Origin of the sequence: Aeromonas sp. 102P (genome assembly GCF_051920345.1) — a bacterium.
GTDB lineage: Bacteria > Pseudomonadota > Gammaproteobacteria > Enterobacterales > Aeromonadaceae > Aeromonas > Aeromonas veronii.
Map to the genome: position 1 here is coordinate 27,501 of NZ_JBQBCZ010000011.1, position 20,372 is coordinate 47,872.

The 20,372-nt window shown below is 45.6% G+C and carries 13 protein-coding genes, 2 rRNA genes and 4 pseudogenes (1 of these 19 only partly in view); 6 read left to right on the forward strand and 13 right to left on the reverse strand.

Annotated elements, in window-relative coordinates; genetic code table 11:
• From ACTG1K_RS24430 to ACTG1K_RS24440, 3 genes are all read left to right on the forward strand, one after another.
• A 23S ribosomal RNA gene (locus ACTG1K_RS24430) occupies positions 1 to 2,834 on the forward strand (it extends 55 nt beyond the left edge of the window).
• 119 nt (positions 2,835 to 2,953) lie between these two features.
• Positions 2,954 to 3,068 (forward strand): 5S ribosomal RNA (rrf, locus tag ACTG1K_RS24435).
• 801 nt (positions 3,069 to 3,869) lie between these two features.
• Positions 3,870 to 5,078: a tyrosine-type recombinase/integrase gene (locus ACTG1K_RS24440; RefSeq protein WP_440004672.1), complete on the forward strand. Its 1,209-nt coding sequence runs from the start codon at positions 3,870 to 3,872 to the stop codon at positions 5,076 to 5,078.
• Positions 5,079 to 5,299: 221 nt separating this feature from the next.
• Here the strand turns inward: ACTG1K_RS24440 and ACTG1K_RS24445 are convergent.
• A pseudogene (locus ACTG1K_RS24445) lies at positions 5,300 to 5,420 on the reverse strand (IS5-like element ISAs34 family transposase); the annotation flags it as partial.
• Here ACTG1K_RS24445 and ACTG1K_RS24450 point away from each other — a divergent pair.
• Positions 5,406 to 5,650: pseudogene (locus ACTG1K_RS24450) on the forward strand (IS481 family transposase); the annotation flags it as partial. The pseudogenes ACTG1K_RS24445 and ACTG1K_RS24450 sit on opposite strands and share 15 nt — an antisense overlap.
• A gap of 412 nt (positions 5,651 to 6,062) precedes the next feature.
• Here the strand turns inward: ACTG1K_RS24450 and ACTG1K_RS24455 are convergent.
• The 8 genes and pseudogenes from ACTG1K_RS24455 to ACTG1K_RS24490 form a co-directional block, all read right to left on the reverse strand.
• On the reverse strand, positions 6,063 to 7,988 hold the full coding sequence (locus ACTG1K_RS24455; RefSeq protein WP_440004671.1) for an exo-alpha-sialidase: 1,926 nt from the start codon (positions 7,986 to 7,988) through the stop codon (positions 6,063 to 6,065).
• A gap of 182 nt (positions 7,989 to 8,170) precedes the next feature.
• Positions 8,171 to 8,632, reverse strand: coding sequence for a YhcH/YjgK/YiaL family protein (locus tag ACTG1K_RS24460; protein WP_425854221.1), 462 nt, complete (start codon positions 8,630 to 8,632; stop codon positions 8,171 to 8,173).
• A gap of 9 nt (positions 8,633 to 8,641) precedes the next feature.
• Positions 8,642 to 9,763, reverse strand: coding sequence for a hypothetical protein (locus ACTG1K_RS24465; RefSeq protein WP_440004670.1), 1,122 nt, complete (start codon positions 9,761 to 9,763; stop codon positions 8,642 to 8,644).
• Positions 9,764 to 9,775: 12 nt separating this feature from the next.
• A complete protein-coding gene (locus ACTG1K_RS24470) occupies positions 9,776 to 11,074 on the reverse strand; it encodes a TRAP transporter large permease (RefSeq protein WP_440006921.1) in 1,299 nt (432 codons plus the stop codon).
• The gene (locus ACTG1K_RS24475; RefSeq protein WP_440006772.1) at positions 11,074 to 11,541 is read right to left on the reverse strand and encodes a TRAP transporter small permease; all 468 of its coding nucleotides are present in this window, start codon (positions 11,539 to 11,541) and stop codon (positions 11,074 to 11,076) included. Before ACTG1K_RS24475 ends, ACTG1K_RS24470 begins: the two co-directional genes overlap by 1 nt.
• A gap of 49 nt (positions 11,542 to 11,590) precedes the next feature.
• A complete protein-coding gene (locus ACTG1K_RS24480; protein WP_163148814.1) occupies positions 11,591 to 12,559 on the reverse strand; it encodes a TRAP transporter substrate-binding protein in 969 nt (322 codons plus the stop codon).
• Positions 12,559 to 13,466: pseudogene (locus tag ACTG1K_RS24485) on the reverse strand (ROK family protein). Before ACTG1K_RS24485 ends, ACTG1K_RS24480 begins: the two are co-directional and overlap by 1 nt.
• Positions 13,429 to 14,340 (reverse strand): N-acetylneuraminate lyase, encoded by a 912-nt coding sequence (locus ACTG1K_RS24490; protein WP_440006923.1) that lies wholly within the window; start codon positions 14,338 to 14,340, stop codon positions 13,429 to 13,431. Before ACTG1K_RS24490 ends, ACTG1K_RS24485 begins: the two are co-directional and overlap by 38 nt.
• 151 nt (positions 14,341 to 14,491) lie before the next feature.
• On the opposite strand from ACTG1K_RS24490, the gene ACTG1K_RS24495 reads away from it, so the two are divergent.
• Positions 14,492 to 15,208 carry an FCD domain-containing protein gene (locus ACTG1K_RS24495; RefSeq protein ID WP_163148811.1) on the forward strand — a complete coding sequence of 239 codons (717 nt, stop codon included), beginning with the start codon at positions 14,492 to 14,494 and terminating at the stop codon, positions 15,206 to 15,208.
• Between the two features lie 818 nt (positions 15,209 to 16,026).
• Here the strand turns inward: ACTG1K_RS24495 and ACTG1K_RS24500 are convergent.
• A pseudogene (locus ACTG1K_RS24500) lies at positions 16,027 to 16,845 on the reverse strand (EAL domain-containing protein); the annotation flags it as partial.
• Positions 16,846 to 16,909: 64 nt separating this feature from the next.
• Here ACTG1K_RS24500 and ACTG1K_RS24505 point away from each other — a divergent pair.
• On the forward strand, positions 16,910 to 17,449 hold the full coding sequence (locus ACTG1K_RS24505) for a reverse transcriptase domain-containing protein (RefSeq protein ID WP_440006929.1): 540 nt from the start codon (positions 16,910 to 16,912) through the stop codon (positions 17,447 to 17,449).
• On the opposite strand, the gene ACTG1K_RS24510 is transcribed toward ACTG1K_RS24505, so the two are convergent.
• The 3 genes from ACTG1K_RS24510 to ACTG1K_RS24520 all read right to left on the reverse strand — a co-directional run.
• A complete protein-coding gene (locus tag ACTG1K_RS24510) occupies positions 17,379 to 18,161 on the reverse strand; it encodes a hypothetical protein (RefSeq protein WP_440006764.1) in 783 nt (260 codons plus the stop codon). The genes ACTG1K_RS24505 and ACTG1K_RS24510 overlap by 71 nt on opposite strands.
• Positions 18,162 to 18,572: 411 nt before the next feature.
• Complete coding sequence (locus ACTG1K_RS24515; RefSeq protein WP_440006925.1) at positions 18,573 to 19,175, reverse strand: YagK/YfjJ domain-containing protein; 603 nt, start codon at positions 19,173 to 19,175, stop codon at positions 18,573 to 18,575.
• A 305-nt stretch (positions 19,176 to 19,480) separates the two neighbouring features.
• Positions 19,481 to 20,372 (reverse strand): DUF3987 domain-containing protein (locus tag ACTG1K_RS24520; protein WP_440006927.1); only part of this gene is annotated, 892 nt, incomplete at its 5' end.

Below are 20,372 nucleotides of genomic sequence, written 5' to 3' on the forward strand. Positions count from 1 at the left end.
ACGTACTAACCTGCGATAAGCTGTGAGAAGTCGGTAAGAGACGCTATTACTCACAGATTTCCGAATGGGGAAACCCACCCAAGATAACTTGGGTATCGTTACATGAATACATAGTGTAACGAGGCGAACCGGGAGAACTGAAACATCTAAGTACCCCGAGGAAAAGAAATCAACCGAGATTCCCTCAGTAGCGGCGAGCGAACGGGGATTAGCCCTTAAGCATCTTGGAAGTTAGTGGAACGGTCCTGGAAAGGCCGGCGATACAGGGTGATAGCCCCGTACACGAAAACAACCTTGATGTGAAATCGAGTAGGGCGGGACACGTGACATCCTGTCTGAATATGGGGGGACCATCCTCCAAGGCTAAATACTCCTGACTGACCGATAGTGAACCAGTACCGTGAGGGAAAGGCGAAAAGAACCCCTGTGAGGGGAGTGAAATAGAACCTGAAACCGTGTACGTACAAGCAGTGGGAGCCCTTCGGGGTGACTGCGTACCTTTTGTATAATGGGTCAGCGACTTACATTTTGTAGCGAGGTTAACCGTATAGGGGAGCCGTAGGGAAACCGAGTCTTAACTGGGCGTCTAGTTGCAAGGTGTAGACCCGAAACCGGGTGATCTAGCCATGGGCAGGTTGAAGGTTGAGTAACATCAACTGGAGGACCGAACCCACTAACGTTGCAAAGTTAGGGGATGACCTGTGGCTGGGGGTGAAAGGCCAATCAAACTCGGAGATAGCTGGTTCTCCCCGAAAGCTATTTAGGTAGCGCCTCGGACGAATACTACTGGGGGTAGAGCACTGTTTGGGCTAGGGGGTCATCCCGACTTACCAACCCCATGCAAACTCCGAATACCAGTAAGTACTATCCGGGAGACACACGGCGGGTGCTAACGTCCGTCGTGAAGAGGGAAACAACCCAGACCGCCGGCTAAGGTCCCAAAGTTCTGGTTAAGTGGGAAACGATGTGGGAAGGCTCAGACAGCTAGGATGTTGGCTTAGAAGCAGCCATCATTTAAAGAAAGCGTAATAGCTCACTAGTCGAGTCGGCCTGCGCGTAAGATGTAACGGGGCTCAAACTAGGCACCGAAGCCGCGGATTTGCACTTAGTGCAAGTGGTAGGGGAGCGTTCTGTAAGTCTGCGAAGGTGTATCGAGAGGTATGCTGGAGATATCAGAAGTGCGAATGCTGACGTAAGTAACGATAAAGGGGGTGAAAAGCCTCCTCGCCGGAAGACCAAGGGTTCCTGTCCAACGTTAATCGGGGCAGGGTGAGTCGACCCCTAAGGCGAGGCCGAAAGGCGTAGTCGATGGGAAGCAGGTTAATATTCCTGCACGACTTGTAATTGCGATGGGGGGACGGAGAAGGCTAGGTGGGCCAGGCGACGGTTGTCCTGGTGAAAGTGCGTAGGTGGTATCGGTAGGCAAATCCGCTGATACAACACTGAGACACGAGACGAACACACTACGGTGTGGAAGCCATTGATGCCCTGCTTCCAGGAAAAGCCTCTAAGCTTCAGATTACAAGTCATCGTACCCCAAACCGACACAGGTGGTCGGGTAGAGAATACCAAGGCGCTTGAGAGAACTCGGGTGAAGGAACTAGGCAAAATAGAACCGTAACTTCGGGAGAAGGTTCGCTCTTGATGGTGAAGTCCCTTGCGGATGGAGCTGTCGGGAGTCGCAGTGACCAGATGGCTGGGACTGTTTATCAAAAACACAGCACTCTGCAAACACGAAAGTGGACGTATAGGGTGTGACACCTGCCCGGTGCCGGAAGGTTAATTGATGGGGTTAGCGCAAGCGAAGCTCTTGATCGAAGCCCCGGTAAACGGCGGCCGTAACTATAACGGTCCTAAGGTAGCGAAATTCCTTGTCGGGTAAGTTCCGACCTGCACGAATGGTGTAACCATGGCCATGCTGTCTCCACCCGAGACTCAGTGAAATCGAATTCGCCGTGAAGATGCGGTGTACCCGCGGCTAGACGGAAAGACCCCGTGAACCTTTACTACAGCTTGGCACTGAACATTGAACCTACATGTGTAGGATAGGTGGGAGGCTTTGAAGGCGTGACGCCAGTTGCGCTGGAGCCGTCCTTGAAATACCACCCTTGTATGTTTGATGTTCTAACGCAGGGCCCTGAATCGGGCTCGCGGACAGTGCCTGGTGGGTAGTTTGACTGGGGCGGTCTCCTCCCAAAGAGTAACGGAGGAGCACGAAGGTTGGCTAATCCTGGTCGGACATCAGGAGGTTAGTGCAATGGCATAAGCCAGCTTAACTGCGAGACGGACAGGTCGAGCAGGTACGAAAGTAGGTCATAGTGATCCGGTGGTTCTGAATGGAAGGGCCATCGCTCAACGGATAAAAGGTACTCCGGGGATAACAGGCTGATACCGCCCAAGAGTTCATATCGACGGCGGTGTTTGGCACCTCGATGTCGGCTCATCACATCCTGGGGCTGAAGTCGGTCCCAAGGGTATGGCTGTTCGCCATTTAAAGTGGTACGCGAGCTGGGTTCAGAACGTCGTGAGACAGTTCGGTCCCTATCTGCCGTGGGCGTTGGATGATTGAAGGGAGTTGCTCCTAGTACGAGAGGACCGGAGTGAACGAACCTCTGGTGTTCGGGTTGTCACGCCAGTGGCACTGCCCGGTAGCTAAGTTCGGAATCGATAACCGCTGAAAGCATCTAAGCGGGAAGCGAGCCCTGAGATGAGTCATCCCTGACCCCTTGAGGGTCCTAAAGGGCCGTTGGAGACCACAACGTTGATAGGTGGGGTGTGTAAGCGCGGCGACGTGTTGAGCTAACCCATACTAATTACCCGTGAGGCTTAACCATACAACACCCAAGAAGTGTTCTAAGGCTTGTAGCAAATCGAAGAACTACTAATTCAGTGATAGTGACAAGCCAAGCGCAACATCACTACTCACGTCAGCTTTCTCAGATTGAAGATTTTGCCTGGCGGCCATAGCGCCGTGGAACCACCTGATCCCATGCCGAACTCAGAAGTGAAACGCGGTAGCGCCGATGGTAGTGTGGCATTCGCCATGCGAGAGTAGGACACTGCCAGGCACCCAATACAAGAAACCCCGCTCATCGAGCGGGGTTTTTTATTGCCTGCAATTTATTGAATCGTCTGATATTTGACCTGACTTATTCCTTTCTTCTGTTTTTATTGTTACTCGCTGTTGTCTTTCTGTTCAACGAATAGCCTGATGTTACGCTTTTACTCTTTCTTCATGTAAAGCCATTGCTCTGTATGGCAGGGCTGGCATCGCCATAACCCGTGAATCCCATGATCGCCTATACGTCATGCTCTCTAGCTTGGGGTCTAGGCTTCCTGAGTTAGCCGTCCCCTCTTTTTAAGCCGCGGCTCCATAGTCCCTGCTTTTCTATGACTGTGTTAACCGGCCCTGACTGTATTCCGAAGAGGGGTTATTGGCGGTACCAACATGCTGGAGCCGTGGTCGCTGCGTTGGGTCGTTGTTGTTTGGGGCAATAAGGAAATGGGAAGGGATGCTCGCAGGAACGCAGAGGTTAGATGTTGATAGGTGATCTTGTGGCAGCTGTTGAGCCCGCAGGTGAGAAGATCAAAAAAGGAGTTGAAGAAGACTAATGTGTTGAGATCTATGAGGAGTGGCAAATTGCAGGCAAACAAAAAGCCCACGCAACATGGTTGCATAGGCTCGGTATAAATGGCGGAGGAGGTGCCCGCCGCAACAAAGTCCAATCAACTCCACACCAATCCAATAAACCATTTATTATCAGCAAATTAGAGACAAACACTGTCCAGTCCATCCCAATCACATATTACCACTGCGCATGCCTGGTGGCATACTGTGTGGCATATTCAATTCTCAAGGAGGTTACCTGATGGCGATCCTCACCGATACCAAAGCTCGTAGCATCAAGCCGAAAGATAAACCCCTTGCTCACGGTGGGGTTACAGGCTTGACGCTACACCCTTCTACCGTCAAAGGTAGAGGTAAGTGGGTATTCCGCTATGTCAGCCCACTGACGAAGAAACGGCGTAATGCTGGCCTCGGGACTTACCCCGAGCTCTCCATCGCCGACGCAGCTCGAGACGCACAGGCAATGCGGGAACAGCTGGCGAATAATTTGGATCCGCTAGAGGTCCGGCGGCAGGAGCAGAACAAGCCGAAGATCCCGACCTTGGAAGCATCTGCCAGACTGGTTTACGAAAGCTTGTTACCAGGCTGGAAGAACCCCAAACACGGTAAACAATGGATTACCACATTGGAGCAATATGCCTTTCCTACAATTGGCTCTATCTCCATTGATACCATCACCCCAGCCCATATCGCTTCCGTTTTGCAACCGATATGGCTGACGATCCCGGAAACAGCAAGCCGTGTTAAGCAGCGGCTACACGCCGTTATGGCTTGGGCATGGGCTCATGGCTATACCTCTGCAAACCCTGTGGATGTGGTGAACCATTTACTACCGGCTCAGCCAAGCAAGTCAGTGCGAGTAGAGCATCAGCCTGCGATGCCCTGGCGTGATATCCCTGCATTTGTGCAAAAACACCTGAGAACAGCGCAACAATACGATGTAACCCGCTCAATGCTGGAGTACTTGATCCTGACAGCATGCCGCTCAGGTGAAGTCAGAGCCATGACGTGGTCAGAAGTAGACTTGGAAGCGAAGATCTGGACCCTACCAGCCGAGCGTATGAAAGCCAAGCAACAACATCGTGTTCCGTTATCTCTTCGTGCCGTCGAAATCCTGAAGGGGTTAAGGGGATTACATGACGAGTTGGTATTCCCTTCTCCCAGAGACCAGGTACCACTCTCAGACACAGTGCTGACGATGTTTCTGAGAAGAGCAAAAGCTGCGAGCTGTACTCCTAGCCGAATGGCAACTGCTCATGGCTTTCGTTCCAGCTTTCGAGACTGGTGCAGCGAGCAGGGCTATGCGCGGGAGCTCGCTGAACGAGCGTTAGCTCATACAGTTCAGAACAAGGTCGAAGCTGCATACCACCGTACTGACTTGCTGGATCAACGTCGGCCCATGATGGATGCCTGGGCTAAATTTGTGACTGATAATTTACCAACCGCATAAGAGGAAAGCGGCCATTTGGCCGCTTTCCTCTATGTTCTTTTTTTAGCTTTTCGTGACTGTTGATGTCATTTTGCCAAATCAGTGCTCCGACACCTTCTGGCCTGCTTTACTTCCGGCTTGTTCATTACCGCTTCCAGCTCGTCATGGGCCTTCACTGCTTCCGGCATCCCTCCTGTGGCAGCCAGTGAGAGCCAGGCATAGGTATGCACTCGGGTTACACGTACCAGTGGCCGCCCCTTATGGTGCCTCTGGTCACCGCGTTGCGGTGATGACAGCTTTATCCTTCTGCACCGGAGTTCTGCCCGCAAAGCCATGCTTATCTACGGCAAGATGCGCTGGCCGCAGAGCAACGGCTTTACATCGAACTTTGCTGGGTGAACACTTCCGTATCAAGGAGAGAACGACCTGGTATGAGTCGGCAGGGCAGAGCCATACAGACCTTGATAGCTACCTATAGCACTACAACACCCAGCGCCACATCAGGGTAGGATGATGGAGGGTCAAACCCCTACAGTATGTTCAAGAAGGGTCTGAAATTGATACCGAAGGAAGTACGCACTAAAGTAGCGTAAACAAGACACCGGTTTGAGGCCGGTGTCAGGTGATAACTAGATCTGTACAGATCTGTATCACCTAAAACAGTGTCTGGGATGATTAAACCACTACAGAAAGCTGTTAATATAAGCATGACTCAGCCTGGGATGAGCAGTGGTAAAGTTACGTTAATAAATAACTAGCGCTCCATAGATAAAACTATCCCATGGAGCACTGCTATGAATAAACCAATAGGTTTTCATTCTCAGTAAAATAGGCCTGCACAACTCATCGGTAAAAACAAAACTACATATGTATTTATACGACAAACAAACCTATCTATATCATTTATGGTTAGAGCTTACTTATCAAACAATTTAAATAAGCATTAAAAATATAAGTGCTAGTTATGGTGCATGCCTAATTTAACAACTAGCAATTAACATCAACCTAATTTTTAAAGAACAACTCAAAGTTATTATTCTCCGGGTTATTGAAAAAACTAGAAAAATCATAGTCTTTCAAATAAGAAATTGCATAGTTACGAATGGTTTCATCACGTAGGCTGATATCGTATACTTGATACCCAAATATTTTCCCATTCAGTGGATGATGATTATCTGAACCAGCAATCACAAGTGGATTGTTTGTTGCGATAACTGAGCCTAATGGCAATGCCTCATATATTTTAGTTGTAGTCATTTGTTCTCCATCAAAAAACATTCTCATTGTTCTTTCATGATCATCTACAGAACTCTTAATATAGACCGTAACTGTATGCTTTCCTACACCAAGAGGAGAAGGAAGTGTGGCTTTGACACCATAACGTTTGTTATCATCTGCTGTTCTAAATATAATATTTCCATTTTCAATAAAGAGCCCCCAACCTGGATCACGTGATAAGGCATTACCTTTACGAGCCAAGAACTGTGTCTTTTTGGCATCTGCGTCAGCACTTAATTCAAAGGTTATTGCGACTGTTATGTCATCGCCTTGAGGGTCTAGAGTTGATTGATGAGGCTCACTAATTAAATTTACACTAGGAATTTTTCCATCAGAATAATTTTGGCTAACAACTGTTGGAATATAGGCATCTTTTGAACCTGTAATCATCTCTAAGTTAGTCTCTAGATAATAAATTCCATCATGAGCTATACTTCCTTTTTCATATAAAATGCCAATCGAGTTGTTTCTATTTACAACCAAATCACTATATTGAGATGCCCCTGGTTCATACTGGAAAGCATGAGACCAACTTTTACCCTCATCATAACTTATCCTTAATGTCCCATTTTTACGAACTGACGTATTAGCAGGGTTAGAGAATAATAGACGAGAGACCCCAGTTTCATCTTTATCTGAAGAGTAACGCAATATTGAAGACTGAACTTTCGGTGAGATCAGTGTTGAATCATACCCAATATCTCGCCAGAAATTACTACTCCCTGTTTTTGGAATGTGATCATATTCTGTACCCATCCAATTTTCACCACCATCTTTACTGTATGTTACAGCACGAAATGCGCCAATCGAGCGATGGTTATTACGCATATTCATGTAGAGCCAACCATTGTCTAATTGCTCAGCCATGACTTCATTAGTATCAGGCCCAACAGTAGCATTCAATGAAAATAGATCATTTTTCGGATCTAATGTAATTGCATGTGAATAGTATCTTGAAATACCATCAGGAAGACCATGCTTGTATTCAGCATGATTTGCTGGAAAAAAAAGATTTCCATTTTTAAGCTTTAAAGCATGACCTGGAGTCATCGCGTACCACGACCAGAGTCCATCTTGATAGGTTTTTTTATCCGAATATGGGTGTACAGTTGCATCTATATTTTGTGGGGTAGCAGAATAATCAGTCCAACTTTCTCCATTATCTGAACTTCGAATATAATATACACTCGCTCGATAACGATTGTTATCTTGGTTAATAAGACTTTCACTTATAGCTGCCTCGCTATCCGGATTGTTAGCATCATAGTTTACATTATATACGAGATGGATACGCCCTTGGTCATCGACAACTGGGGCTGGATTTCTAGTTACTTTTCCACCATGATCCGCCACAATAGTGACAGGCCCCCAATTTCCAGAAAGATCTCTTTTACGCATAACAATATCTATATTTTTATCATGGTCAGAACAACTATTCTGACGAGCTTCCGAAAAGGCAAGTAGCTCACCATTATTGAGTTTTACAATTGCAGGTATTCTGTAACAGGCATAATTTGGTACATCGGCTTCAGAGTTGCTCATTCCATTTTTAAAAATCCATTCTCCTCTTTGCTCTGGATTTCCTATACCATTTGATGCAAGAGCACCGAAACTAATGCATCCAAGAGTGAGTAGGCATATTTTTTTATTCATTTGCTATCCTTAATGTAGGGTAGAGTAGATAGTGTATTTTTTCAAATAATTAAACGTCAGCTCACCAGGCAAGTAATAATTAGTGTCTGCGTGTTGATATGATATATAAGATTATGTTTTACAGGTGGCACTTAATTCCATGCCAACAGATGATTACTTTTATATAATTTAATGTAACGCACTTACTTTTTAATATAGTTTTTATGAATTTTAATGACTACTTTTTCTATAGGCGATATTTTATCGATAGTTAACATTGGACGATGCCATACACCAGGATAGAATATAACAAACTGTTTCTCATTAAGAGTGAGAAATTGCTCATCAACTAACTCTTCTACCAACTCACAATCATTATTAAATGCCGAGTTACTCATGAACGCTTCTGTTGCTGGTTTCACACAATAACCTAGAGTTTCTTTTCCAGAAAGTAATAGATGTATATCTATATAATCCCGATGAATCTCAGATTTGCTCCCAGTCATTTTTCGGCTTGTTGTTGAGACTCGATTAAGAAATAGGTCTTGTCCCTCTAATAGATGTTCTCCACTTGATAAATTTATAAGATCTATACTTATAACATCCTGAAGCACTGTCCTCAGGTGCGGTAAATTATCTAATCGATTGATATCTGAAATAATCATTTCACTTCCTTACCAGAACAGATCATGTTTTCCTTGCAAGCGAACAGCTGCCTCTAAATAAAAGTAATCACCATATGGAAGCATGGCTCGTATATCTCCACGCCTTACAAAATATGCGCCGTAATCTAATAACCCCTGCGCCGTGGGCTCATTTAACAATGAACATTTTTGTGTAAGTGAATTAAATAAATCTGTGGCGGCCTCGGTATATCTAGAACCGTGGATAGGGTCTAAGGCACCCAAAGCAGCTAAGCCCGCACATGTAATTGCACAAGCAGACGAATCAATTATTGTTCGCCCCTCAGTCGGGTCGAGATAGTCCCATGGACAGAGCCCATCATCATTCAAATGTTCTAGTGCGTAGTCGGCAAGAACACGAGCCGCATCCAAAAATAATTGTTCATGGGTATATCGATATATTTGTGACAATCCATGAATTGCCCACGCATGACCACGAGACCATGCCGAGTCATCACTATAGCCTTGCATAGTTTCGCCACATATAGGCGCTTGAGTCGCAGGATCAAATTTAAAAGTATGGAAAGTAGAACCATCATCTCTAATAAGATATCGCACAGCTGTTATAGAGTGAGCTCTTGCTACATTGTAAAAGCTTTTTATACCTGTTTCTTCTGCAGCCCAAAATAACAACGCCATATTTTCGAAACTATCAATTAACATCCGTCCAGCTGCAAGTTCATTTCGTCTTTCGAGATTATGTTTTGTAAGAGGCCATGCTTGAATGAATTCCCCTACCTGCTGAAACTGTGCTCTGAGTGCTTCAGCCGCGCGTAAGCCAAGCTCACGAGCTTCGGTATTACCCGTCAATTTGTAATCTGCAACAGCAGACAAACTAAACAAGAATCCTAAGTCATGATTTATTAGCTCAGGTTCATTTAATAAGTTCTTAAAGAATGGATAACGAGCACGAGCTTGGTTAGCGAATCTCTGCTCACCTGTCAGCATGTATGCAGCCCACAGCTCTCCTACATAGAAACCAGCCACCCAATACCCAGGCTCACAGAAGTTCCAAGTAAAATCGGGGTTACCTATCTTTGGATTATCGGTTCCGATATACTGAATATTTTCAGAGATCTTGTTGATGATACCTTTAATTATACATTTTTTCATTTATACATATCCTTAAACAAGACCAAATAGTTGCGGAAGCCACATACTGAGACTAGGAATAAAAGTCACCAGCATCAGAACCACAAAGAGTGCAACGAAATATGGGATAAGTTTTTTGATCACAGCTTCGACAGGAACGCCACCGACGGCTGAACCAGCAAACAATAAAGTGCCAACAGGAGGTGTTATAATGCCTATACTGAGGTTCAATACCATAATTACACCAAAATGGATTGGATCAATCCCCATAGCCTTTGCTACCGGTAACAAAATAGGTGTAAAAATAAGTACTGCTGGAGCTGCATCCATGAAAGTACCGATAAATAGCAGCATGATATTAATCAATAGTAGAACCAAAATTGGGTTTGGTATAGCACCCAAGAATTCACTAACCAGATCAGGAATACCAGTAAATGCAAAGGACCAGGACATAATACCGGAAGCTGCAATCATGAAAAGTACAGGTATAGAGCCACGGACTGTATCAATAACAACTTGCCAGTAATCCTGAATCGTATTGTTTCGGTAGCACAAGGCTAGAATTATGGAATAAAGCGATGCAACAGCACTTGCTTCAGTTGCAGTGAAAATTCCAGACAATATCCCCCCCATTACCACAATTACCATACTTAAGACTGGGATAGCTTCTAGAGTAATTCGTACAGCAGCTTTCCATCCAGGAAAATTGGTTACTGGGTAATTATTTTTTTTAGCGTAGTAGGTTGCAACCAACATACAGGCAATACCCATCAATATTCCAGGTAGATAGCCAGCCATGAACAGGGCTGATATAGAAGAACCTGAAACTAAAGATAGGATAATAAATAGGCCTGATGGTGGGATTAGCATACCTGTTGGTGCAGATGCTATATTTGTTGCTGCTGCAAATGCTGGGTCATATCCTTCTTTTCGCTGATAACTTCCAAGAGTGCTTCCCATTGCAGTTGCTGAGGCAATAGCCAACCCACTGATAGCACCAAAAATCATGTTCCCCAAGATGTTGGTCAGGGCTAGAGCCCCAGGAATGAAGCCAACTAACAGCTTGGAAAACTCGATCAGTTTGATTGCCACTCCAGAGCGGTTCATCAGATTCCCCGCAAAGATAAAAAATGGCAATGCAATAAGCGCGAAGCTATCCAGCCCTGCAAATATTTTTTGGCTGGCGATAAAAATAGAGCTGTCAAGTGGAATAAATGGCATAATAGATACTAATGCCGCTAAAACCATAACGATTGCAATCGGTGTTCCAGAGATCAATAGAACAAAGAAGACCCCTAAGAGCATCAGAATTGCTTGTTGAGCGATATCCATCAGCATTCTACCTTTTTAAAAATCGTTTCGATAACTTTTAATATAATAATAACTGCACTCATTACACCTGAAATAACAAACACCATATAGATCATCCCAATGGACAGTTCTAATATTGGTGATGTCTGCCCCATGTTATTTTTCGCTGTGATATAACCACCGACAACAAAAATACCGATATTGAAAGCTAGAGTAACGACAAGGGTAAAAAGCTTAGTAATTTTTTCCTTAATTCCTGTTAGAGAGTTACTAACAAGTGTCATACCAAAATGTAGATCATTCAGAGTTGCATAACTGGAACCCAAAATAACAAGCCAAATGATGGAAAAACGTAATATTTCTTCAGTAAATGAACTCGGGTCATTAAGAATGAATCTGGAAAAAATTTGCCAGATAGTCATACAGAGCATGATGATGAATATTGAACCCAGCATCACTTCCATAATTTTATTAATAATTTTCTTCATGATTTATCTCAATTGAAATGGGCTCATGAATGAGCCCATTACTCATTCATTATGACTTTTCTTGCTGAACCAACTCGATCATTTCTTTAGCGCCTGGGTTATCTTTAATTACCTCTTCATAAAGAGGCTGGACTTTTTCCTTGAACAACGCTTTATCAACTTGATTGAATGTTACCCTGCCTTCTGATTGTTTCACTGATTCATCAATAGCGGCCTTTGCCAAACCGATTTCATAAACGGTCGCTTCTTTACCGGCCTTTTTAAGAATATTAATTTGTTCTGGAGTCAGCTTGGACATAGCCACTTTACTAATCAAAATGAACTCAGGGTAATTAAAGTGTTCATCAAAGGAGTAGTATTTTGCAACTTCACCATGGCGGTGCTCGATCAGAGATTGAGGAGCATTCTCTGCACCATCAATAACACCTTGATCCATCGCAGTGAATACATCACCCATAGGAAGTGGAGTCGGAGCTCCTCCCATTAGCTTGACAGTTTTCATTGCCATCTTAGAATTCATAACACGGATCTTCATACCTTTGAGATCATCAGGGGTATTTATCGGTTTGTTTTTGGTATAGAAGGAGCGTGGGCCAATCACCATGTAGTTAATTGGATAGATACCATCTTTTTCCAGATTCGCGAATAGCAACTCACCCGCTTTACCATCCATTGAACGGATTAGGTGATCGGTGGTTTCAAACATATAGGGTAAAGTGATAGCTTGAACAGCTGGGGTGAAACTGTCTAAAGTAGCAGCACCAACACGGGCCATGTCTAAGGCCCCCTGATTAAGCTGTTCAACGTTTTCGCGCTCGGAACCCAAAATCCCATTTGCGAAAATTTTTACTTCTATTTCTCCATTAGAGTATTCTTTGACCTTTTTAGCGAAGAAGGCCACCCCCTCTGAGTTTGGTAACCCACTTGGCATTGTATCAGCCAGACGCAGGGTAAGGGCGTTAGCACCAATGGAAGTCAGAGCAGCTAATGCAGCAGCGATAATAGATATTTTTTTCATTACAGGATACCTTTTATTTCTGGCAATATTGCAGCACCAATGACTCCGCTGCTGTCACCATTTTTTGCTTGGACTATAGAAACTATTACTCCCTTTCTAAAGGTGTAATAACCTATACGCTTATTAAGTATCGGATAGATACTTTCCTGATTTGACATTCCCCCACCCAATACCACAATTTCTGGGTCAATTATATTTACGAGAGAGGCAATAACTCGGGCAAGCTGATCACAGTACAACTCAACATGAGTTATTGCACAATAATCTCCTTGTTCCGCTCTTTCGAAAATTTCTTTTGACTTTATTGCGGGGTATTTTTGTGACCAGGTTCTTTCAAAACCAGTCCCGGAACAGAATGACTCAATACAATTCATCGAGCCACAATAACATTTCACTGGAGGACCATCAATGTCCGGACTAAACCCAGGTAGTGGATTATGGCCAATCTCTCCACCTAAGCCATTGATACCTTCTATTACTGTGTCGTTGACAATTATTCCACCACCGACCCCAGTCCCTATGATAACAGCGAGGCAGGATGCTACGGCTTCCTTCGCTGCTCCAGAGCTGTACTCAGAAATAGCAAGGCAATTTGCATCATTGGAAACAGCCACTGGAACAGAATACTCCTTTTGGAATCCTTAAGGAACGGATTGCCGTTTAAATAACCAATGTTAGCACCTTGTATCAACCCCGTACGGGAGTCCACTGAACCACAGCAACCGACCCCGATAGACTTTATTTTCTGAAGTTGGCTAAGTTCATTAATTACTTCTTGAACTTGGCATAGAAAATCTTGATAACCAGTTTTTGGTGTATCAACACGTAGACGACGAAGGATTTCAAGCTCGGGGTTCATCAGAACCCCTTCAATCTTGGTGCCACCGATGTCCAAACCGATTAACATAGGCCTGCCTCAGCAGTGCATCCAACTTGGACTTATTCTTACTTGAGATTGCGTTAATTGGGCGACGACAAACATCACTTTTGAGAACACCTTTGGCCTTCAGGACATACTTCAGACCAGGGATAACGCCAGCCTCCACTAGAGCATCAATAACTACGTTGGCTTCACGTTGCAGACGCTGCGCTTTTTCAACATCACCACACCGGATGGCGGTATTGATAGCCGCGATGCGGTCGGCCTGAATGTTGTAGGTTGAGCCAATACCACCTTGTGCACCAGCAACCAGACCAGAGGCAAGAATCTCATCAAATCCATTAAAAACTACGTGCTCAGGTTTGGCACGAGTGATCTGCTCCATCTGATAGAGATTCGCGCTGGTTTGTTTGAGTGCTATGACGCCGTCGATCTCCAACAGTTCTGCAATCTGAGCGGTAGACAGGTTGGAACCGGAGAACCCGGGGAAATTGTAAACGACCATGGGTTTTCCGGCTGCATGAATTAAATCGGAGTAATGGCGCTTTAGCTCCTGGAAACCGACAGGGTAGTAGAACGGAGTCACAGCACTAATAGCTTGGTATGGCAGGTCGCCTGCAGCACGAGCAATAGTTTCGCTTTTACGGGTACTGATGTCGCCAACGTGGGCTATCAAAGTCAAACGCTCGGATGCTAACTCAGCAACCATGCGCAGCAGATCGACCCGTTCTTCAGTGGAGCACAGGAAGGCCTCAGCCGTGGAACCACCGACATAAAGGCCATCAAGAGCGCTAGTATTGTTATATTCGATGAGACTAGCCAAATCCTCAAAACTAATGGTTTCATCTGCCATGAAAGGGGTTAATGTTGCAGCATATAGGCCACGTAGATCTACGTTCATCGTTGTTCCTTGCTCTTTAAGTTAGATTGCGACAAAGGTGTGTAACTAGTATGCTGTTATACCAGCAAGGGGTTCTGTGAAGACGCTCACAGAACCACCAGAACGCATCATTCCAACAACTGCAACCCCCAATAATCGGGAGATTAATTGTATGAATTTTGATGTACATCACATACAACCGCTGAAAAAACAGAAGCTTTCTGATCATGTATGTGAAGAATTGGAACGGTTGATTGCGAATGGGTCTCTACAAGAAGGTGACTATTTCCCATCCGAACGCGAATTAATGGAAATGTTCCAAGTAGGTCGACCATCTGTACGAGAAGCCCTTCAAAAACTCCAACAGAAAGGTTTGGCTGAAATAAATAGTGGTGAAAAAGCAAAGGTATCAACACCTGGCATTCATACATTTACTGGACACCTATCAGGAATTGCATTATCACTTCTTTCTCAAGATGATGAACGTCAACAATTTGAACGTATTCGCCAACTATTTGAAATCGCCATTGTCAGAGAGGCTGCTATTAATATTTCTGACGCTGAACTTAAGCAGCTGCATATTATACTAAAAAAAACTAAAGCTGAGATAAATGACCCTGTTCTATTTGCAAAAAACGACGTGAATTTCCACTCAGCAATTATTGATTGCCTGAAAGCCCCGATTATTTCTTCCATGTATGAAAGTTTCATTAACTGGCTTATTAAAGCTCGTAGCAAATTATCGTCATCGGAGTTAAGAGAACAAAGTTATGAGCATCATTACCGTATTGTTAATGCCTTGGCGCAACATAACCCTGATTTAGCAGAAAGTGAAATGCGTGCTCATCTCAGTTATGTAGATGCTCAAGTAAAGAGGCTTAATATTTAGGAGTATGATGGTTTCCCGACCCAGCGCAGTCTTAGATTGGCTGGGTTTAACTTGGGAGATATGTTGTCAGTAGTTTGCTTGCCAATAGTGTACTATTACAAAGGCCAGAATATGCGTTTGATAGTGTAGCTGTTCGTCTTCGAGAAGAGCCAAATCCTAACCTAGAACTAATAACTGTACATGCAACCATTGAGATGGGATGCAAGGAAGAGGTAATGGCAATATTGGATGCGGCATTACCGAGTTCGCCTCTTGAATCGCCGCAGTTCCCTAGAAACCTCACAGCCTTAAAATGAGACAACAATTGGAGGTGTTATGACCCCTCAGCGTTATTCAGAAACATTCAAGATAGAAGCGGTTACTCAGTTCATTATGCTCAAGAACATCAGCCCAATCTGACCCATGCTGGGATTGGCGAACATGATGCCTTTGCGTTGACCTGACCATTTGGATGCAAGAATCCAAAACATTAGGTCTGGTCGTGAGAGATGATGATGCGCCACAGGGGCTCAATCCAATTAGAGGCAGCTTCTGCCATATGACAGATTATTGCTGAATATTTAGCATTCGCTAGCGATGAGAGTAGTCATGAATTGAGCAACTGAATCAGAAAATAAATAGGCCACACCCTATCGGTATGGCCTCGTTTATTTTAGATGAGGAAGTCAGGTGAGGGCCCGATCATAAACTTGGCGCTTACTTCTTAGTCTCCACTCCAGATCATATATGGTTCGATCCAAGAGGTCCGATTGAGCGCGATGGTGTGAGCTGTATTCGGTAATGATTTTACTATTTTATCTTAAATTTTTATGGGCGATCTACAAGCGCTTGCTGAACTCCTTCATCGGGACAGGTCGCCCATAGAAATATCCTTGCAGGTAGTCAACATTGCGCACTTTCAGATAATCCGCTTGAGCCTGATTTTCGACCCCCTCTGCCACCAGTTGTAAGTCCAGCCTGCTCGCTAGATCAATCACGTTTTCAACAATGTGGCTAGAGAGTGCATCAGTGCTTATCATGCCGACAAAACTCTGATCAATCTTGAGTACATCAACCTGGAACTGCTGCAGATAGGTGAGGCTGGAGTGACCGGTACCAAAGTCGTCGATGGCGATCATCACTCCCAACTGGTGAAGTTCGGCAAACAGTTTGTCGGTTACCTCATCCGCTACAATCAGATCCCGCTCAGTCAGCTCCAGCACTAACTTGATGGGGTTATCCTTGAATGCGTGGATAAAAGCCCGACAATCGGCCACCAGACTGAGATCCTTACAGTGACTGGCGCAAATATTGAAACTGAAATGAAATCCAACAGGTAGTTTACTGACTTGGGGGGAAAAATAGTCACGTACCTGGGCCATCAACTGCCTGGTCATAGGCACAATCAGGCCGCTGTCTTCTGCCAACGAAATGAAACGATCCGGTGAGATCATCCCCTGCCTTGGGTGCTGCCAGCGCATTAACACCTCACAGCCATGCAACCGCTCATCATCACCGGTCATCACAGGTTGCAGGTATGGAATAAATTCCTGCTGCGCCAGAGCCCGTTTCAACTCTTCTGCGGGGGTATTGCTGCGACCCATCAGCCAGAAGGTGCCAAATCCAACCAAGAATGCCAACAATGGGAAAAGGAGGAGTACCGTGAATGGGAAAAGGAGGAGTACCGTGCTGAATTTACTAAGCCAATTTTTGCATTACAGCGTGGAGCAAGGCGGCAATTTTCATACGCCTCACCATGGCATCGCACGCAGCTCATCCCTTAGCCCCTTATTGGCCGCCTTTCACCTCTATCACGTCGACTGTTATTTCGCGCAAAACAGCCAGTGTCATTACATTCGGTACATGGATGATTTCATTATCCTGACCAGAACCCGGTGGCACTTAAAGCGCGCAGTCAAACAACTCAATGGCTTCTTGGCAGCGCTTGGCTTTAGCCAACACCCAAATAAAACCTTTATTGGCCACATCGCCAAAGGATTTGACTGGATGGGCTTTTGGTTTACCCAGCAAGGCTGCCAAAGCGTTGCGCCCAGAGCGCAACACAACCATCACAGGAAACTCAATCGGCTTTTAGAGCAAGTACGAAAATTGCCCGCCAAACAGCGGGCAATTCGTACGATGAGTTACCTCACCCGATGGTATCATTGGCAAGACACCTTTTTTGACGCACTTACTTCATGGTCACAGTTACCGGCAGGGACGCAGTCCAAGATTCCGGCAGCTCAGCCTGAGCAAAGGTAAGTTTGAAGTGGGTCAGCTCGGTGGCAACGGCCGCGGAGATATCTTCGCGGGTTGGGGAGGATACGTCCGCGATCACCTCATATGGGGATGAGCCGGTTGATACGTTGAGTTCGACGCCGGGGTGTTTTTGCTGTACCGCGGCTAAGTCGGTGAGATTTTTGGCGGTGATCGACTCGCGGGATGTGGAGTCGTACCGCTGGGATAACAGTGGACGGCCACTCACGTCGGGGATATAGGAGGCGGTTGCTGCGCCTAGATGAAATATCATGGACAACTGCCCTTGGGTGTCTGAGCCGGAACTCTTGGTTTTTCCGTTTGCATCAATGGTGATCGACATAGCCGGGGTTGCCCAGTCGACTACGTTACCGGCGACAGTGATTTCAGGGGTAACGCCCACTTGACCGTGACTCAGCAGAGGGGTTAGACGACCTTGCAGAAAGGGGAGTGGGCCGCGTGCTGCGAGGTCCCACACCAATTTCTCATCATCGTCTTTGCTGCGATAAGCTTCTTTGACATCCACGTCGAAATCTTTCTTCGCTTTTTCTTGGGAGTCCGTCGGGATTTGCCATTCCCATGCTGGGGTTTTGTCCACAATGACGCCAGCGAAATCCAGCTTGCCATCAAAGGGACCTTCCTTCCATCCTTCATCAGCGTGAGCAACGCCCGCAAACAGCACCTGCGATACCATGGCGACGATAAGTGTCTTTTTCACTAGAAATACCTCTGGTTTTCTGGTTTTATATAATTACCGCGTTTAAACAAGGCTTAACTTGAGTGCCCTTCTGAGTGCCCTTCGATGTCGATATTGAAATTACCCCTATACCCCTAAACTGCCTTGGTAATTCAATAAACACTGACCCGATAGCGCGATTGCTACGCAGCCCCAGCATGCTGGCACCCCCGGTGGGCTCCCGTCGTATACCTTGCCCAATAAATATCGCAGAAGCACACCCAGACAGCCCGTTATTAACTATTATTTCCCACCTAATCACATAATGGTTTGATAAAAATCGTGCAAAAACAGTACGTTAGACCTGCCCCACAAAAAACAGGGCTTGCGAAAACGCAAGCCCCGCCCCTCCCATAAACCCACTTTCACGCCACCACAAACTCAGGTACAGCCTTATTTACGCCAATAGTCGCTCTCATTTGGCCCGAGCCAATACGGCATCACCATACCACCACGCGCAGCTGCCGATACCTTGTATTGCGGAAGTAACATCATTGACGCGATATAAACAAAATCCCCCCACCAAGCCTTCTGTATCCTGGTTCCCATATTCTCGCCATCCGAATTTTGATAGCACCCCAAATATCCATAGATATCTTTATTGAAGAACAACACCAGATGATAGTGTGCATACTTGCTGGTATCACGCTCTCGGACCCAGATATACAATGGATAGTCTGGTTTACCAGACTTTCCTTTACGTTGTAAGTCTGCCTTAATGCGGCTGTTCAGTGCAGCTATAAAGCGGGTGATCACCTTTTGATCATTACGCTGAAAGCACAGTGGCATATCACATCGCTCGTCAATTGCATCATTCGCACAACGAAGGTCAACGCGCAAAGCGAATACTCGCCCAAATGTGGCAATGGCCGATTGAACCACATCCAGGCTCTTTTTGAGGTGGCGGGAAGATATCCCACCATAACAGCGCTGCGCTTCTGCTAGCAGGTTATTAAATTCCAACTTAAGCAGGTTGTTGTAATTTGGACATTCCATGAAACCTCCTTGCAATGGCATAGACTACCCCATGCCATTATTTAGTCATGTATTACCAATATGCCAATTTAAATGGATATGGTAATTCGGTTGTTTTTGTGTTGTGAGAGCAGATGTTTCTCGGTGTATGGCTTGTGTTTGGATGCACTTGTAATTTGGTATATTTTTGGTGTTTCTGATTTTGTTTATTTGGGGTATAACATATACCGAATTTAACGCCATCTATATTCCGAGAGGTTTCTCACAACTTTCTCGTTAAAGTGCCCGAGAATACCGTCGACTTTTCTCATGTGGTCACTCTGAAGTTAGATTACCAACCGGCGTTGATATGGTTGGATATATGTAATGTAGTGTTTATTTTTCCCCTTTCCCTTTTCGCTGAATATCTCAACAGCTCCGCGCAAAACAAGCGTATTTAATGCCCGATCAAGTTTTGCTGTATTGCGGATGCAATTTGGACACTGTTGGCGAACGTCATTTTTCTGGAAGACACCGTTCACGCTGCGGTGCAGGTTCTCGCCCAGCCAGCGATCAAGTTCATTCACCTGGTGTATGTCATCCGGTACTGAACGCGCTTTAAACTGTTGGATGAAATGCTGGAAATACCACTCAACGATCAGGATTGCGGCATGCATGGTTACGTCAGAGATCACCTGACCGCTCGCCGTAAAGGTGTGCAAGACTGCGGCTATCCGCCAGACATGCTCCATGAATTTCGAGGCAAAGTCCCGGAACTCGCGCCATACGCCCATGACACCAATCTTACCTTCGATGAGGTTCGCCATCTCGAACCATTTGGCACGCGCTTCTGGTGAAAGCGTCAAACATACCCGCGGCTTCCCGGCCTCGCGGCGTGACCGTGCACAATCAAGCAATTTCTCAACCTTCAGATGGAAGTTACTCAGATAAAGCGCATGGTATTGGGCACCAACATCATTTGTCGGTAACTCAGCAATCATAAATCGCGAGCCTTGCGTGGAGCTCGGTTCACACAACAAACAGCGGGCAAAAAAACCAGACTCGCGAGCCTGCTCTCCTTGACGGTCGAGAAACCGCTCAAACAGCTGGCCCTGGACCATCAGGGAAAGGCTAAAACGGTAATCACCGATCGTCGTCGCCCCTTGAGTCGACACGCGCATAGCTGAAATCGGCTTTGCGCCCCACAACGAGTTCAATACTGACGTCTCGCGCATGAAG

Coding starts and splice junctions, on each gene's coding strand:
- ACTG1K_RS24490 (WP_440006923.1), bottom strand. CDS start 14,340: ATGAACGTAGATCTACGTGGCCTATATGCTGCAACATTAACCCCTTTC.
- ACTG1K_RS24460 (WP_425854221.1), bottom strand. CDS start 8,632: ATGATTATTTCAGATATCAATCGATTAGATAATTTACCGCACCTGAGG.
- ACTG1K_RS24465 (WP_440004670.1), bottom strand. CDS start 9,763: ATGAAAAAATGTATAATTAAAGGTATCATCAACAAGATCTCTGAAAAT.
- ACTG1K_RS24515 (WP_440006925.1), bottom strand. CDS start 19,175: ATGGAATGTCCAAATTACAACAACCTGCTTAAGTTGGAATTTAATAAC.
- ACTG1K_RS24495 (WP_163148811.1), top strand. CDS start 14,492: ATGAATTTTGATGTACATCACATACAACCGCTGAAAAAACAGAAGCTT.
- ACTG1K_RS24480 (WP_163148814.1), bottom strand. CDS start 12,559: ATGAAAAAAATATCTATTATCGCTGCTGCATTAGCTGCTCTGACTTCC.
- ACTG1K_RS24470 (WP_440006921.1), bottom strand. CDS start 11,074: ATGGATATCGCTCAACAAGCAATTCTGATGCTCTTAGGGGTCTTCTTT.
- ACTG1K_RS24440 (WP_440004672.1), top strand. CDS start 3,870: ATGGCGATCCTCACCGATACCAAAGCTCGTAGCATCAAGCCGAAAGAT.
- ACTG1K_RS24475 (WP_440006772.1), bottom strand. CDS start 11,541: ATGAAGAAAATTATTAATAAAATTATGGAAGTGATGCTGGGTTCAATA.
- ACTG1K_RS24455 (WP_440004671.1), bottom strand. CDS start 7,988: ATGAATAAAAAAATATGCCTACTCACTCTTGGATGCATTAGTTTCGGT.